13 protein-coding genes are annotated in these 14,631 nt (G+C 63.0%); 6 read left to right on the top strand and 7 right to left on the bottom strand.

Going from position 1 to position 14,631, the window contains the following annotated elements; all coding sequences use genetic code 11:
• Positions 1-106 precede the first annotated feature (106 nt).
• On the bottom strand, positions 107-1,384 hold the full coding sequence (gene cls / locus F2P46_RS20960) for a cardiolipin synthase (RefSeq protein WP_166893747.1): 1,278 nt from the start codon (positions 1,382-1,384) through the stop codon (positions 107-109).
• Between the two features lie 61 nt (positions 1,385-1,445).
• Entirely contained in the window at positions 1,446-1,715 is a 270-nt protein-coding gene (locus tag F2P46_RS20955) for a GlsB/YeaQ/YmgE family stress response membrane protein (protein WP_166893745.1), read from the bottom strand.
• Positions 1,716-2,471: 756 nt separating this feature from the next.
• On the opposite strand from F2P46_RS20955, the gene F2P46_RS20950 reads away from it, so the two are divergent.
• A complete protein-coding gene (locus tag F2P46_RS20950) occupies positions 2,472-3,614 on the top strand; it encodes a hypothetical protein (protein ID WP_166893743.1) in 1,143 nt (380 codons plus the stop codon).
• Between the two features lie 80 nt (positions 3,615-3,694).
• On the opposite strand, the gene F2P46_RS20945 is transcribed toward F2P46_RS20950, so the two are convergent.
• The 3 genes from F2P46_RS20945 to F2P46_RS20935 all read right to left on the bottom strand — a co-directional run bounded on the left by F2P46_RS20945 (position 3,695) and on the right by F2P46_RS20935 (position 5,467).
• Positions 3,695-4,264, bottom strand: coding sequence for a YceI family protein (locus F2P46_RS20945; RefSeq protein ID WP_166893741.1), 570 nt, complete (start codon positions 4,262-4,264; stop codon positions 3,695-3,697).
• A gap of 92 nt (positions 4,265-4,356) precedes the next feature.
• Complete coding sequence (locus F2P46_RS20940) at positions 4,357-4,911, bottom strand: YceI family protein (protein ID WP_166893739.1); 555 nt, start codon at positions 4,909-4,911, stop codon at positions 4,357-4,359.
• Between the two features lie 28 nt (positions 4,912-4,939).
• Positions 4,940-5,467: a cytochrome b/b6 domain-containing protein gene (locus F2P46_RS20935; RefSeq protein WP_166893737.1), complete on the bottom strand. Its 528-nt coding sequence runs from the start codon at positions 5,465-5,467 to the stop codon at positions 4,940-4,942.
• Positions 5,468-5,652: 185 nt separating this feature from the next.
• Between F2P46_RS20935 and F2P46_RS20930 the strand changes: the two genes are divergently transcribed.
• Positions 5,653-7,575 (top strand): TonB-dependent receptor, encoded by a 1,923-nt coding sequence (locus tag F2P46_RS20930; protein WP_166893736.1) that lies wholly within the window; start codon positions 5,653-5,655, stop codon positions 7,573-7,575.
• Positions 7,563-8,006, top strand: a complete 444-nt coding sequence (locus F2P46_RS20925; RefSeq protein ID WP_208296711.1) for a zinc-ribbon domain containing protein — start codon at positions 7,563-7,565, stop codon at positions 8,004-8,006. Before F2P46_RS20930 ends, F2P46_RS20925 begins: the two co-directional genes overlap by 13 nt.
• 170 nt (positions 8,007-8,176) lie before the next feature.
• Here F2P46_RS20925 and F2P46_RS20920 read toward each other — a convergent pair whose 3' ends face one another.
• Positions 8,177-8,758, bottom strand: coding sequence for a glycine zipper 2TM domain-containing protein (locus tag F2P46_RS20920; RefSeq protein ID WP_166893732.1), 582 nt, complete (start codon positions 8,756-8,758; stop codon positions 8,177-8,179).
• 142 nt (positions 8,759-8,900) lie between these two features.
• Positions 8,901-10,280, bottom strand: a complete 1,380-nt coding sequence (gene purB / locus F2P46_RS20915) for an adenylosuccinate lyase (protein ID WP_166893730.1) — start codon at positions 10,278-10,280, stop codon at positions 8,901-8,903.
• A 177-nt stretch (positions 10,281-10,457) separates the two neighbouring features.
• Between purB and F2P46_RS20910 the strand changes: the two genes are divergently transcribed.
• The 3 genes from F2P46_RS20910 to F2P46_RS20900 all read left to right on the top strand — a co-directional run bounded on the left by F2P46_RS20910 (position 10,458) and on the right by F2P46_RS20900 (position 14,617).
• Entirely contained in the window at positions 10,458-11,066 is a 609-nt protein-coding gene (locus F2P46_RS20910; RefSeq protein ID WP_166893728.1) for a glutathione S-transferase C-terminal domain-containing protein, read from the top strand.
• 17 nt (positions 11,067-11,083) lie between these two features.
• The gene (locus F2P46_RS20905) at positions 11,084-12,130 is read left to right on the top strand and encodes a LacI family DNA-binding transcriptional regulator (protein WP_229509378.1); all 1,047 of its coding nucleotides are present in this window, start codon (positions 11,084-11,086) and stop codon (positions 12,128-12,130) included.
• Between the two features lie 204 nt (positions 12,131-12,334).
• Complete coding sequence (locus F2P46_RS20900) at positions 12,335-14,617, top strand: TonB-dependent receptor (protein ID WP_166893726.1); 2,283 nt, start codon at positions 12,335-12,337, stop codon at positions 14,615-14,617.
• Positions 14,618-14,631: the final 14 nt, after the last annotated feature.

The following is a 14,631-nucleotide window of genomic DNA, read 5'->3' as shown; positions in this document are numbered from 1 at the left end:
CTCGCTGAGCGCCCTAGAGTATCCGTATCGCCAAAATAATAGTCAATCAAATTCTGACTGGCCGCCGGCCGCGCCGGCCGCGCCGTCCTCCGCTATGCGCCGCCCCTTACAACTGCCCGCCCACCAGCGAGGCCACTTCGCCCGCCACTTTTTCGGTCCACGAACGCTGCTGCCATGCCTGCAGGGTAATCGGGCGCGACAGTTTCCAGTCCTTCTCGAAGATGGCCACCTGTTCGGCCGCGAAGGCGTGGTCGATGATGTTCAGGTTGGCCTCGTCGTTGAGGCTGAACGAGCGGTTGTCGAAGTTGGTCGAGCCGACCGAGACCATCAGCGTATCGACCACCAGCGCCTTGACGTGGAACATGGTCGGCTGGTACTCGGCGATGTCGACACCGGCTTCGAGCAGCGCGCCCCAGCGTTCGCGCGAGGCGATGCGCACCACGTCCGAATCGATGTCGTCGCCGGGCGTGATGATTTTCACCTTGACCCCGCGCTTGGCGGCCGCGACCAGGGCGTTGATGGTCAGCTCATCCGGCACGAAATACGAACTCGACAGGTGAATGGTGTCGCGCGCCGAGGTGATCGCCATCAGGTACATCAGCAGCATGCTTTCGCTGCCGCCGCTGGGCGAACTGCTGAACATCTGGGCCGCGTGGCCGCCCACGGGTTTGAGTGGAGGAAAGTAAGTCGGGCCATCGAGGACGGTGCCGGTGGCCTTGGTCCAGTTGTCGGCGAACACCGCCTGCATTTGCCCGACCACCGGGCCTTCGACCCGGAAGTGGGTGTCGCGCCAGTGCTTCTTGTCCTGGCCGGCACCGCGCCACTGGTCGGCGATGCCGACCCCGCCGGTAAAGCCGATGTGGCCGTCCACCACCAGCACCTTGCGGTGGGTACGGTTGTTCAGGCGCGTGAATTTCCACCAGACCGGCTTGTGGTAGCGCTGCAGCTGGATGCCGGCCTGTTTCATCTGGTCCATGGCGGCATTGTCCATTTTCATGCTGCCGATAAAGTCGAGCATGACGTGGACCTTGACGCCGGCACGCGCGCGTTCGATCAGCGCGTCGGAAAATTCCTTGCCGATCGATTCGGACCAGTAAATATACGTTTCCAGGGTGATCGTGTGCTTGGCTTCGCGGATGGCCTTGAGCATGGACGGGAAGATCTGGTCGCCGTTGAGCTGGACCTCGACCTGGTTACCTTCGAGAATGGGGGGACCCAGCAGCACGCCCATGGAGCGGCGGAATTGCGGGTCGTCGGTGTCGTACAGGCGATGCAGTTGCCGCTCGATTTTTTTCTCGCTCGGCATGAAATTGAAAACCAAAAACACTCCCAGCAAGGTAAGCGCACAGCTGATCAATGCTACGTAGAGGGGTTTTTTGGTCATCGGGACATCCAGGCAAAAAAAAACCAACGCCCGCAGGCGTTGGTCATGGGGAGGACTGCATTTAGCGTACTTTACCGCGACGCAGCAGGTTGACAATGGCCAGCAGGATCACGGCGCCCAGGAAGGACACGAGCAGCGACGGGACGCTGAAGTCATCGTAATTGATGGTGCCGGTGCCGAACAATGGGGCGAGCAGCCAGCCGCCCAGGGCCGCGCCGATGATGCCGACGATCACGTTCAGGATGATGCCTTGTTGCGCGTCCGTTTTCATGACCATGCTTGCGAGCCAACCCAAGATACCGCCGATGATGATCCAGATGATGAATAACATGTTGATTCCTCCAGTTGGTTAAGTGATCTACCCGGCCACGTGCAATCGCCGGGCCATGGAAAAAGAATAATGCCGGCCATCTGCACGGTCGGTGCGGCAACGAACGTAATGGACGATTCAACATCTTTTTGGATGCGGACGTTGTGAAAATGCATGCTGCGCAATGTGCCGTCTTCCAGCGCCGCCCATGCATCACCACCGGCGTCCCCGCGCCACCAGCACCGTCCCCGCGCCACCACCGCCGTCCCCGCGCCACCACCACCGTCCCCGCGCCACCACCGCCGTCCCCGCGCCACCAGCACCGTCGTCCCCGCGCAGGCGGGGACCCAAGGTCGTGCCGTAGTTACGGGCTGAACTACAGCCTTGGATCCCCGCCTTCGCGAGGATGACGTGATGGCGTGCGGGGATGACGGTGGTGGCGTGCGGGGATGACGGTGGGGCGTGCGGGCGTAACGGTGCTGTATGCAGGAATAACAGTGCTATATGCAGCAATAACGGCGCTGTATGCGGGGATGACCGTGCCGTCGCCGTCGCCGTCGGCCCCATCCATGCCTGCTGTCAGCGCGCTGCCGCGTGCGCGTCGCGAACCCACCTGCAAGCTGCGGCAGCGCATTTTCCATGCCATTTGGAAACACCGTTGTTGAGTGCGGCAACGTACGGAAGCATTGTTCAAGCGGGCTTATCGTTTCGTCACTGGCATTGATTTCCAGGTTTGCGTGCGAGCCCCGCACATCAAAAATTCGAAAGGAAATTGAAATGAGCAATTACGACACCACGACCCAAAAAAATTCCCGTATGGTCACCGGTCTGTTCCGTGACCGCGACAGTGCCGAGCGGGCTTACAACTCCCTCTCCGACCGCGGCTACAGCAAGGACGACGTCACCTTGATGATGTCGGACGATACCCGGAAAACCTATTTCAACGATACCGATACTGAACTCGGCAGCAAAGCGGCTGAAGGCGCGGGCGTTGGCGCCGGCATCGGCGGCACCATCGGCGCTGTACTGGCTGGCATTGCCGCCGTCGGCACCACCCTGGTCCTGCCTGGCATTGGCCTGGTCGTCGCCGGTCCTATCGCAGCGGCATTGGCCGGTGCTGGCGCTGGCGGTATCGCCGGCGGCCTGGTCGGCGCACTGATCGGCGCGGGCATCCCTGAAGAGCGCGTCGTGCACTACGAAGAAGGCATCAAGAACGGCGGCATACTGATGGGCGTGAACCCACGCAACGACGACGACGCCACCCACATCGAGCGCAGCTGGACTGAAAACAAAGGTGAGCACATCATCGGTACCGGCGTCGGCGCTGGCGCTGGCGCACTCACCGGCGCCGGTATCGGCGCAGCAGCCGGCCCGATCGGCATGGCCGCTGGTGCTGCCATCGGCGGTATCGCCGGCGGCCTGGCTGGCAAGGGCGCAGCCGAAGTGATCAACCCGAAAGCCGGTGACGAGCTCCATGAGCATCACTTTGCCAAGGGCATGGGCGCCGGTAGCGGCGCAGCGATGGGCGCTGCCGCTGGTGCGGTCGGTGGCCCGGTCGGCATGGCAGCCGGCGCCGCGATCGGCGCACTGGCGGGCGGCATGGCCGGTAAAGCAGCTGGCCAACTGGTCAATCCGGAAGAAGAAGCGGCCTACTGGCGCAGCTCGTACCAGACCGCTCCTTACTATTCGCCGGGCTATACCTACGACGACTACGGTCCTGCGTACGAACTCGGCTACAACAGCCGCGGCCGTTATGCCGGCACCAGCTTCGATTCGGTAGAGAACAACCTGTCGGACGAGTGGGATACCGTCAAAGGCAAGTCGCGCCTGAACTGGCAGCAAGCCAAGTCGGCTACCCGCGCAGCGTGGGATAAAGTCGAGCGCGCCATGCCGGGCGACTTCGACCGCGATGGCCGTTAATCCGGGCGTCTCAAGCTGGTGAGCACGTAAAAAAGCCTCGCTTCCGTCACCGGAAGCGAGGCTTTTTCACGTTTGCGGACTTAGTTCTTGACCGCTTCGACCTGGATAGCCAGTTTGACTTCCGGTGCGAACGGCGGCACGGCGTAGCTGATGCCGAAATCGGTGCGCAGGAATTGAGCCGATGCATCGGCGCCGCAGACTTCCTTCTTGTGCATCGGGTGGATGATGCACTTGAACTTGTTGATCGTCAGCGTCACAGGTTTGCTCACGCCGTGCAAGGTCAGGGTGCCTTCGGCCGATACCGGCACGTCGCCCTTGAAGGTGATCGATTTCGACTTGTAGGTCACGTCCTTGAACTTGGCGACGTCGAACATGTCTTCGTTCTTGGCGTGCTTGTTCAGTTTTTCGTTACCGAAATCGAGCGAATCGGCATCGATGGTGATGTCGATCGAGCCGGTTTTGGCAGCGCGGTCGAGCACGACGGTGCCTTCGGTCCTGGTGAACTTGCCGCGCAGGATGGAGATACCCATGTGATCGGCTTCGAAGCTCGGGAAGGTGTGGGTCGGGTCGATCTTGTAGGTGTCGGCGGCGAAGCTGGCGGTGGCGGTCGCGGCGGCGGCCATGGCGATGATCAGGTGCTTGATTTTCATGTTGTGTCCCTTGAATGACGTTTAAGTTTCGTTTGAATTACGTTTGAATTACGTTTGAATTAAGTGCTTCTCAATGCGTAACGGTACTGCGTTTACTGCGCCGCGCTGACGCGGAATTTGATGATGACTTCATCGGCGACCATGCTCGTGTCTTTCCATTCGCCATCGCCAATGTTGTAAGTGAGGCGCTTGATGGGCAGGGCGCCATCGAAGGTGTGCTTGCCGGCCTCGCTCTTCACGGTCAGCGGAAAGCTGACATCGGTGGTCTTGCCCTTGATCGACAGCTTGCCGGTGACCGTCATCTTGCCCGGGCCGGCAGCCTTGATTCCCGAAGAGACAAACGTCGCTTTGGGAAACTGTGCGGAATTGAACCAATCCTTCTTGGCCACTTCCTTGTTCATCAGCGGATCGCCCAGGTCCAGGCTGGCCGTGTCGATGTCGACGGTGGCCTTGGCGGCGTCCGGCTTGGCCGCGTCGTAATCGATGCTGGCCGCAAACTTGGTGAACTTGGCGTCGACCGGCACGTTCATCTGCTTGAACGAGGCCGACACCATGCTCTTGGCCGGATCGGTCTTCAGCGGGGCGGCGACGGCAACGACCGCCACGGCCAGCAGGGAGGCAAGCAAAGTGCCATTGGTAAACTTCATACAATCTCCTTGGAATCGATAGGGTGACTTACGGCAGCATGCGCTTGAGCACGCCGTCGCGCTCGATGAACTGGTGTTTCAGGGCGGCCGCCAGGTGCAGGGCGACGGCGCCGGCCAGGCCCATGTTGAGCCAGTAGTGGACGGCTTTCAGGACCGGCTTGAGGTCGGGATCGGCGGCGATGATGACCGGCAACTGGAACAGGCCGAAGTACACCACGGGAATACCGGCCGACAAGGTGTAGAAGTAGCCCGACAGCGGCACCGCGAACATCAGCAGGTACAGCAGGCCGTGCAGGCCGTGCGCCGCGCCTTTTTGCCAGGCTGGCATCGCGGCCGCATAGGGCGGGGCGGCGTGGGTCAGGCGCCACAGCAGGCGCAGGGCGGCCAGCGCCAGCACCGTCACGCCGGCCCATTTATGCCAGGAATAGTATTTGAGTTTGGTGGGCGTGATGCCAGCAATGTCGGTCATCACCAGGCCCATGATGAAGGCGCCCACGATCAGCACGGCGATGAGCCAGTGGAAAACGATCGCGGTGATGGTATAGCGTTCCTGCATGGACCTGCTCCTGGAAATAGTACTGATTAGGACTAATATACCAAATAAACAGCATTGTCGCTTGCGAAGGGCAGATTACCATAGTGCGCGCCTTGTGCAGACGTATCCGTATTGTAAAATTGCTTGAGGCCCAGTTCATTCATTGAGCATGGGAATGGCCGCTGCATTGATTAGCCTGGAATGCCATGAAGATGACCCCGTTACGCTGGATCGCCCTTGCTGCGCTGTTGCTGGCCCTGCCTGCGGCCGCCCAGCTGTCGGTCGTCGCGGCCAAGGCCATGGCCGACATGTCGATCGAGGAACTGGCCAATATCGAGGTGACGTCGGTGTCGAAAAAGCCGGAACGCCTGGCCGCCGCTGCCGCTTCCGTGTTCGTGATCACCGCCGACGATATCCGCCGCTCCGGCGCGGCCACCTTGCCCGAAGCGTTGCGCCTGGCGCCCAACCTGCAAGTGGCGCAAAGCAGCGGCTACGGCTACGCCATCAGCGCGCGCGGTTTTAACAGCAGCCGCAACACCGTTCCCAACAAGTTGCTGGTGCTGATCGACGGGCGCTCGGTGTACTCGCCCTTCTTTTCCGGCGTGACCTGGGACGCCCAGCAAGTCATGCTCGAAGACATCGAGCGGATCGAAGTCATCAGCGGGCCCGGCGGCACGTTGTGGGGTGTCAATGCCGTCAACGGCGTCATCAACATCAGCACGCGCGCCGCCGGCGCCACCCGGAGCAGCCTGGTGGCGCTGCGCGCCGGCCAGCGCGGCAATCATGTGGCGGTGCGCCAGGGTGCGGGCGACTGGCGGGTGCAGGCCAGCTATCTCAACGAGCGCCATACCGCGCTGGCCAGCGGCGCGCCCGTCAACGATGCGCGCCACCAGTGGCAGGCCGGGATGCGGCGCGACTGGGGCGCCGGCGCCGACCTGTTCAGCGTGGTCGGCAACGCGTATCGCGGCGCACTGGACCAGCCGGAACCGGGCGCCATTACCACCGGTACCAAGCTCGACCTGGGCACGGTGCAGTCGTCCGGCGCCAGCCTGACGGCGCAATGGACCCATGCCCTGGCCGGCGGCGGCAGCCTGATGCTGCAAGGCTACATCGACCACAGCGAGCGCGACGTGCCGCCGACGTATGCCGAGCGCATCCAGGTGGCCGACCTGCAATTCCAGCACAGTTTACCCGCCGGCAGTGTGGGGCAACTGGTGTGGGGCGCCAATGTGCGCCACACCTGGGATGCGGTGACCAACAGCCCAACGGTCGCCTTCTTGCCGGCCAAGGTCGAGCAGGACTGGTACAGCCTGTTCGCGCAGGATGAGCTTGCCTTGCGCGAGAACCTGCGCCTGGTCCTCGGCGCGCGGGTCGAGCACAATGATTACACCGGCGTCGAGTTTTTGCCCAGCATGCGCCTGGCGTGGCAGGTGGCGCCGCAGCATGCGCTGTGGAGCGGCATCTCGCGCACGGTGCGCGCGCCATCGCGGCTCGACGCCGACACCTTTGTTCCCGGCAAGCCTCCGTATCTCCTGCGCGGCGGGCCGCAGGTGCGCTCCGAAGTGGCCAAGGTGTTCGAGCTCGGCTATCGCGGCCAGCCGCTGGCGCAGCTGTCGTACTCGGCCACCGTGTTTCACAACCGCTACGACTATTTGCGTACCCAGGAATACAACGTGGCCGGCGGTTTTTTGACCTTCGACAGCAAAATGGAAGGCAAGTCGAGCGGCATCGAGATGTGGGGCAGCTACCAGGCCACGCCCTGGTGGCGCTTGAATGCCGGCTGGATGGCGCTGCACCAGCGCTTTGCCCTCAAGGCGGGCAGCAACGACGCGCCCGCGCCGCGCACCAGCGGACGCGATCCGTCGCACACGGCGCAACTGCGATCGACCTTCACCTTACCGGGCGACAAGGAACTGGAAGTGGCGGTGCGCAAGGTGGCGCGGCTCGCCAGCGACAAGGTGCCCGGCTACCGCGCGCTCGACGCACGCTTGGCCTGGCGCATGCGGCGCGATATGGAGCTGTCGGTGTCGGGGAATAACCTGAACGGCGCGCATGCCGAATACGGGCCGCTGGCCACCCGCAGCGAAGTGCCGCGCGAAATCGCCGTCAAGCTGGTGTGGATGAATTGAAGAAGAAAAAAGTGGCGTTGCCGCCAGCGACCGCGCCGGCCGCTCCGCGCCAGTGGTCGGAAAAAAGCCAGGGATCGGTGGCGGCGTCGTTCCGCACGCACTATACCGATCGGGCTTACCGTTGCCATACCTGCCGCAAGGATGTCGTGTTCACGGCGGCCGAGCAGAAAATCGCGTACGAAGTCAAGAAGACCCACATCGCCGTGCGGCGCGTGCTGTGCGAAGCGTGCTGGAACGAGAGCCATGTGGTGGCGCAGAAAATTGCCGCATGCGAGGTGCGCTGGGCTGGGTCGAAGCAAGTGTTGGCGCGCGATACGGAATTTCTGTCGGCGTGGAGCGGGTTGCTGCTGGAACATCAGCACTACGGCGCCAGGGAGAACAGCGCGGCAAAAAATATGTTGCGCAAATTACTCGACCGGGCCGTCGGCTAGGTCGCGCAGAATGAATAACGCGCCCCCGGTGTCAGGTCTGACATTCAGACACGAGCTAAGCTGTAAGTGCCGTTTTTACAGCCGAGGTCGTGTCCGAATGTCAGACCTGACACCGGCTTCGACACCGGCTTCTGCTGACACCGGTTGGAGATGCTTGAGGCGCCGCCGGATTACTTGTTGCGGTTGGCGATTTCGTTGCCCAGGAAGCCGCCACCGATCACACCGGCCACCGTGGCAATTTTCTTGCCTTTGCCGCCGCCAATCTGGTTACCGATCAGGCCGCCGATGACCGCGCCGGTGCCGATGCCCACGTAGTTAGGGCCGCTGGCTTGCTGGACCGGTTCGCGATAGGCCGGCTGGGCGCGGTAGGTCGGCTCCTGGCGCTGGGCGACGCGGGTGTGCTGCGGCGCGCGGTGCACCACTTTCTTCACGGCCGGTTTCTGGTACACCCGCTCCGGTTCAGGCTGCGCCTGTGCGACCGGCGGCGAGTATTTCGCTACTAGCATTTGCGCATCGGCCAGTTGCTGCGCGGTCGGCGCCGGCTGGGCCACCAGCACCGCTGGTGCGACCGGCGCCGCCAGCGCTTGCGGAGCGACCAGTGCTTGCGGCGCCGTCGCCACGCTGCTGTCGGCCTTGGAACTTGGAAGCAGGCCGGTGATTGCCGCCGTGCCCGCCACGCTGACCGCGATGACCGACAGCGCCGCTGCCGCCATTAATGGATGAATACGCGAGAGAGTGTTGACCTGTTCCATGATAGTGCTCCTGTTCGTTTGATCTTGAGTAAAAGATTAACGCAGGGAAGCTCCGCCAGATAGACGGAAACCCGTATCAATCGTAAGTGAATGTAAAACGGGCCCGCAGGCCCGTTTTGCAACTTAGCGTGAAACGCGGCGCTTAAATGGCCTTGGCCAGCTTGGCGGCAATGCCCACGTAGTTCGATGGCGTCATCGCCAGCAGCAAGTCTTTGGCGTCTTGCGGAATCGCCAGGGTCAGCACGAATTCACGCAGCGCCATTTTCGAAATGCCCTTGCCGCGCGTCAGTTCCTTGAGCTGCTCGTACGGGTTTTCGATGCCATAGCGACGCATCACGGTCTGCACCGGCTCGGCCAGCACTTCCCAGTTCGCGTCCAGATCCTGCTCCAGGCGCGCCGCGTTTACTTCCAGCTTGTTCAGGCCGCGCAGGCAGCTGTCGTAGGCCAGCAGGGCGTAACCGAAACCGACGCCGATATTGCGCAGCACGGTCGAGTCGGTCAGGTCGCGCTGCATGCGCGAGACCGGCAGCTTTTCCGCCATGTGCTTGAGCACGGCATTGGCCAGGCCCAGGTTGCCTTCGGAGTTTTCGAAGTCGATCGGGTTGACCTTGTGCGGCATGGTCGACGAACCGATCTCGCCAGCCTTGGTGGTTTGCTTGAAGTAACCGAGCGAAATGTAGGCCCAGATATCGCGGTTCAGGTCCAGCAAAATGGTGTTGGTGCGCGCGATTGCATCGAACAGCTCGGCCATGTAGTCGTGCGGCTCGATCTGGATGGTGTACGGGTTGAAGGTCAAGCCGAGGCGCTGCTCGATCACGTTCTTCGAGAAAGTTTCCCAGTCAAAATCAGGATAGGCCGCCAGGTGGGCGTTGTAATTGCCGACGGCGCCGTTCATCTTGCCCAGGATTTCCACGTCGGCGATGCGCTGCACTGCGCGTTTCAGGCGTGCGACGACGTTCGCCATTTCCTTGCCCAGGGTGGTCGGGCTGGCCGTCTGGCCGTGCGTGCGCGAGAGCATCGGCAGCTCGGCGTTGGCATGCGCGATCTGGGTCAGCCTGCCGATCAGGCCCTGCAGCGCCGGCAGCATCACGCCGTCGCGCGCGGCCTTGAGCATCATCCCGTGCGAGGTGTTGTTGATATCTTCCGAGGTGCACGCAAAGTGGATGAACTCGGTCGCCGCGACCAGTTCCGGCACGTCCTTGACCTGGGCCTTGAGCCAGTACTCGACCGCCTTGACGTCATGGTTGGTGACCGCTTCCTCTTTCTTGATGGCGGCCGCGTCGGCTTCGCTGAAATCGCTGGCCAGCTTGTCGAGCAAGGCCGTCGCCTCAAGCGAGAACGGCTTGAGTTCGGCGAAGCCCGCTTGCGACAGTGCTTGCAACCAGGAAATTTCAACCTTGACCCGGTGGTGCATGAAGCCGGCTTCGGACAGGATCGGGCGCAGTTTGTCGGTCTTGGCGGCGTAGCGGCCGTCCAGCGGGGACAGGGCCGACAGCGTGGAGTAAGGAGCGGTAGAGGTCATGGGAGAGGGCGCTTATGGCGGAGTAGAGGAGTGGTGTGCATTGCAGCAAAGACCGTCATTTTACCACTGGCGGCCTTGTCAAGCCGGTGTTGCTGGCATGTTGCCGGGCCGGTTTGGAGGCCATCGCAGGGCGGGCGCGATGCTATACTGTCAGCCAATCGTTCACTCTAAGCATCTATGAAACTCATCGGTTCCACCGCCAGTCCGTTTGTCCGCAAGGTTCGTGTCGTCATGGCCGAGAAAAAGCTCGACTATGATTTCGAGCTCGAAAACGTCTGGACGGCCGAAACCCGGATTCATCTGTCCAATCCGCTGGGCAAGGTGCCGTGCCTGATCATGGAAGACGGCAGCTCGATGTACGATTCGCGCGTCATTGTCGAGTACATCGACACCCTCACGCCGGTCTGCAAGCTGCTCCCGCCGAACGGGCGCGACCGCTCCGACATCAAGGTCTGGGAAGCGCTGGCCGACGGCGTGCTCGATGCGGCCGTGCTGGTGCGCCTGGAAAAAACCCTGCGCCCGGAAGCGCAGCAGAGCGCGGCCTGGATCGAACGCCAGATGGGCAAGGTGCATGCCGGCCTGGCGATGCTCTCGACCAACCTGGGCGAGTCGCCTTTCTGCAAGGGCAACCATTACACCCTGGCCGACGTCGCCGTTGGCTGCGCGCTCGGCTGGATCGCCTTCCGCTTCCCCGAGATCGACTGGCGCACCGACTACCCGAACCTGGCCAAGCTGTTCGACAAGCTCTCCGAGCGCCAGTCGTTCAAAGACACGGTGCCGTTCTAAACGCGCACTGCGGGGCAATGGGTACTTCTCCACCGGACCACGCTGCAGGCAGCGCGGCACAAAAGCGTTTGCAGATGGCCGACATCGCGCGCCTTGCCGGCGTGTCGAAAGCGACCGTGTCGCGCGCGTTGAACCGCAGCCCGCTGGTCAACGAGGAAACCCGCACCCGCATCCTGGAGCTGGCCAGTTCCCTCAAGTACACCATCAATATCGGCGCGCAGAACCTGCGGCTCAAGCAGAACCGCACGATCGGCGTGGTGGTTCCCTACGATTCGGCGACGCGCCAGCATTTGTCCGATCCGTTTTTCCTGAGCATGCTCGGCAGCCTGGCCGATGCACTGACCGAGCGCGGTTTCGACATGCTGCTCTCGCGCGTGGACGCCGAGCAGCTCGACGCGGCCGCCATGCCTTTCGATACCGGGCGCGTGATCGGCCTGATCCTGATCGGCCAGTGGCGCCATCACGACCAGCTCAACGGGCTGGCGGCGCGTCACGTGCCGATCGTCGTGTGGGGCGCGCAGCTGCCGCAGCAGCTCTACACCACCGTCGGCGGCGACAACCTCAGCGGCGGCATGCTGGCCACCGAACACTTGATCGCGGCGGGGCGCAGGCGCATCGCGTTTTTTGGCGATATCAAGCTGCCTGAAGTCGCGCAGCGCTACAGCGGCTATTGCAACGCGCTGGCCAGGCATGGCTTGCCGCTTGACCCGCAACTGCGGGTGTCGGTGTCGTTCCTGCCCGAGGGCGGCGACCAGGCGGTGCGCGAGATCGAGCGCCGCGCCGTGCCGTACGATGCAGCGTTCGCCTGCAGCGACTTGCTGGCGATGACCGCGATTAACACCCTGCGCGCGCTCGGCAAGCAGGTGCCCGATGATGTCGCCGTGGTCGGTTATGACGACATCGAACTGTCCACTTACTTCCATCCACCGCTGACTACGATCCGCCAGCCGATCCGCGCCGCCGGACAGGCCTTGGTGGGGGCGCTGCTGGCGATCATCGACAGCAAGCCGGCCGGCTCCTTGCAATTGCCGACCGAGCTGATCGTCCGCGCGACATCCGCCTGATCTTCCATTCGCATCTTCCCTGCAGCGCCTGTCCGAGGAAGATGTAATCGGTTGCATTAATCCGCAATATTGTGGAAAAAATGCCTCATTTCTTTGCATTGAACAGAAATGCAATCGATTGCATTAAAAAATTGCATGAGTCATAATCTGCTCGCACACACCAATAAGCGCCGGTCTACGGCGCATCCCCTACCGGAGGAGACTATGAAATTCCAGACCACCCGCATGGCCGCGGCCGTGTCCATCGCGGTGCTTCATATCGGCGCCGCCGCCCAGCAAACCCCGTCCACCGAGGCGCTCGCCACCGATGGCCTGAACATGGAGCGCGTCGTCGTCACCGGCACCAGCGGCGGCGCGTCGAAAATGAAGTCGAGCGTTTCGGTCAGCACCATGGAGCTCGACGCCGTCCTCAAGACCGCGCCCACCAGCGCGGCTGACGTGCTGCGCTCGATCCCTGGCGTGCGCTCGGAGTCATCCGGGGGCGAAGGCAATGCCAACATCTCGGTGCGCGGCGTGCCGGTGTCGGCCGGCGGCGCGCGCTACGTGCAGATCCAGGAAGACGGCCTGCCGGTGCTGCAATCGGGCGACTTCAACTTCATCACGCCCGACAGCTACGTCAAGATCGACGGCGGCCTCGATCACCTGGAAGTGGTGCGCGGCGGTTCCGCATCGACCCTGGCCAGCAACGCGCCGGGCGGCATCATCAACTTCATCAGCAAGACCGGGGTGGAGAAGGGCGGCAGCGTCGCCCTGACCAAGGGCCTCGATTACGACACCACCCGGGTCGACTTCGACTACGGCGCGCCCTTGTCGGACAAGACGCGCTTCTTCGTGGGCGGCTTTTACCGGTACGGCGAAGGCATCCGCAAGACCGGCATGCACACCGAGCAGGGTGGCCAGATCCGCGCCAATGTCACCCATGAACTCGAGCATGGCTTCATCCGCTTGTCGTTCAAGCACGTCAACGACAAGACGCCGGCCGGCATGCCTGTGCCGGTCCAGGTGAGCAACAAGGTCATCTCCGAGATCCCCGGCATCGATCCGCGCGAGGTGAGCTTCTATTCGCCGCACTGGGTGCGCGACGTCACGCTTGCCAAGGATAACGGCAAGGTAGCTAGCGATGTGAACGATGGCCTGGCGGTCAAGAGCACCGCCATCGGCCTGGAAGCGCGCTTCACCCTGGGCGACGCCTGGAGCCTGAGCGAAAACCTGCGCTGGTCGGATAACACGGGCCGCTTTATCGGCGTCTTCGCAGGCAACAACGGCAGCATTGGCGACTACACTTTCGCCACCGGGCCGAACGCCGGCAAGGCCTACAGCGGCCGGGCCTTTTCCGCGGTGGTATTGAATACCTCGATCGACGACGCCGGCGCCGTGTTCAACGACACCCGGCTGTCGAAGACCTTTACCCTGGACCAGGGCACCAGGCTGACCGCCACGGGCGGCCTTTACTTATCCGTGCAAAACCTCGGGCTGACCTGGAACTTCAACGAGTACCTGATGCAGGCCAGCGGCGACCAGCCGGCGCTGCTGGGCACCGCCAGCGCCACCCCGGGCCTGGTCGGACCGGCGTTCGGCGCCTGTTGTTCGCGCGCGGTCGACATGCAATACAAGCTGACCTCTCCCTACGTGAACCTGGGCCTCGAGCGCGGCGCATTGAATGTCGACGCCAGCCTGCGGCGCGACATGCAAAGCGCCAGCGGCAGCGCCAACATCGCCACCGGCGCCGCGCGCTACGACCCGGCGACGGCGCAGCGGGTCGACTATGACGTTGCGCGCACCTCGTATTCGGTGGGCGGCAACTACAAGCTGGGCACCGGCCTGGCGGTGTTCGCGCGCGCCAGCGACGGCGTCGCCTTCAATGCCGACCGCATCCTGTTCGGCTCTCCGCTGGACGGCAGCGCGCCGGTCAGCATCAACACGGTCAAGCAGCTCGAAGGCGGCGTCAAATGGCGCAAGGGCGGCATCAGTACCTTCGCCACGGTGTTCCAGGCAAAGACGCGCGAATCGAATTACGAGGCGACGACGCAGCGCAGCACCGCCAACAGCTACGACGCCAAGGGCGTCGAGCTGGAAGCGGCTTACAACGGCGGCGCGCTGCGCGTGGCCGGCGGCCTGACCTACACCCATGCCAGGATCACCGCCACCGCGCCCGGCGCCGAGGCCATTATCGGCAATACCCCGCGGCGCCAGGCCAAGGTGGTGTACCAGCTCACGCCGAGCTACGCCATGGGGGACGCCAGCTTCGGCGTGAGCGCGATCGGCACCGGAAAATCGTGGGCCGACGACGCGCACACCATCATCATGCCAGCCTATGCGGTCGTGCATGGCTTTTTCAATTACCAGTTGGGCGAGCGTACCCAGCTCGCGCTGAGCGCGAACAACCTGTTCAACAAGATCGGCTACACCGAAGTCGAAGGCGACGGCCATGCCGCCCGTTCGATCAGCGGCCGTGCGATCAAGGCCAGCATCAGGTACGCATTCTAAGCCCCGCCGCGGCC

This window comes from Massilia sp. CCM 8734 (assembly GCF_011682155.1).
Lineage (GTDB): Bacteria > Pseudomonadota > Gammaproteobacteria > Burkholderiales > Burkholderiaceae_D > Telluria_A > Telluria_A rubra.
This window is presented reverse-complemented; position numbering and strand designations above follow the sequence as displayed.

What these genes read in the sequence shown, in the direction of transcription:
- F2P46_RS20935 (WP_166893737.1), bottom strand. Translation starts at nt 5,467, where the DNA reads ATGCAGGAACGCTATACCATCACCGCGATCGTTTTCCACTGGCTCATC.
- cls (WP_166893747.1), bottom strand. Translation starts at nt 1,384, where the DNA reads ATGACCAAAAAACCCCTCTACGTAGCATTGATCAGCTGTGCGCTTACC.
- F2P46_RS20940 (WP_166893739.1), bottom strand. Translation starts at nt 4,911, where the DNA reads ATGAAGTTTACCAATGGCACTTTGCTTGCCTCCCTGCTGGCCGTGGCG.
- F2P46_RS20910 (WP_166893728.1), top strand. Translation starts at nt 10,458, where the DNA reads ATGAAACTCATCGGTTCCACCGCCAGTCCGTTTGTCCGCAAGGTTCGT.
- F2P46_RS20905 (WP_229509378.1), top strand. Translation starts at nt 11,084, where the DNA reads ATGGGTACTTCTCCACCGGACCACGCTGCAGGCAGCGCGGCACAAAAG.
- F2P46_RS20945 (WP_166893741.1), bottom strand. Translation starts at nt 4,264, where the DNA reads ATGAAAATCAAGCACCTGATCATCGCCATGGCCGCCGCCGCGACCGCC.
- F2P46_RS20930 (WP_166893736.1), top strand. Translation starts at nt 5,653, where the DNA reads ATGAAGATGACCCCGTTACGCTGGATCGCCCTTGCTGCGCTGTTGCTG.
- F2P46_RS20950 (WP_166893743.1), top strand. Translation starts at nt 2,472, where the DNA reads ATGAGCAATTACGACACCACGACCCAAAAAAATTCCCGTATGGTCACC.
- F2P46_RS20900 (WP_166893726.1), top strand. Translation starts at nt 12,335, where the DNA reads ATGAAATTCCAGACCACCCGCATGGCCGCGGCCGTGTCCATCGCGGTG.
- F2P46_RS20920 (WP_166893732.1), bottom strand. Translation starts at nt 8,758, where the DNA reads ATGGAACAGGTCAACACTCTCTCGCGTATTCATCCATTAATGGCGGCA.
- F2P46_RS20955 (WP_166893745.1), bottom strand. Translation starts at nt 1,715, where the DNA reads ATGTTATTCATCATCTGGATCATCATCGGCGGTATCTTGGGTTGGCTC.
- purB (WP_166893730.1), bottom strand. Translation starts at nt 10,280, where the DNA reads ATGACCTCTACCGCTCCTTACTCCACGCTGTCGGCCCTGTCCCCGCTG.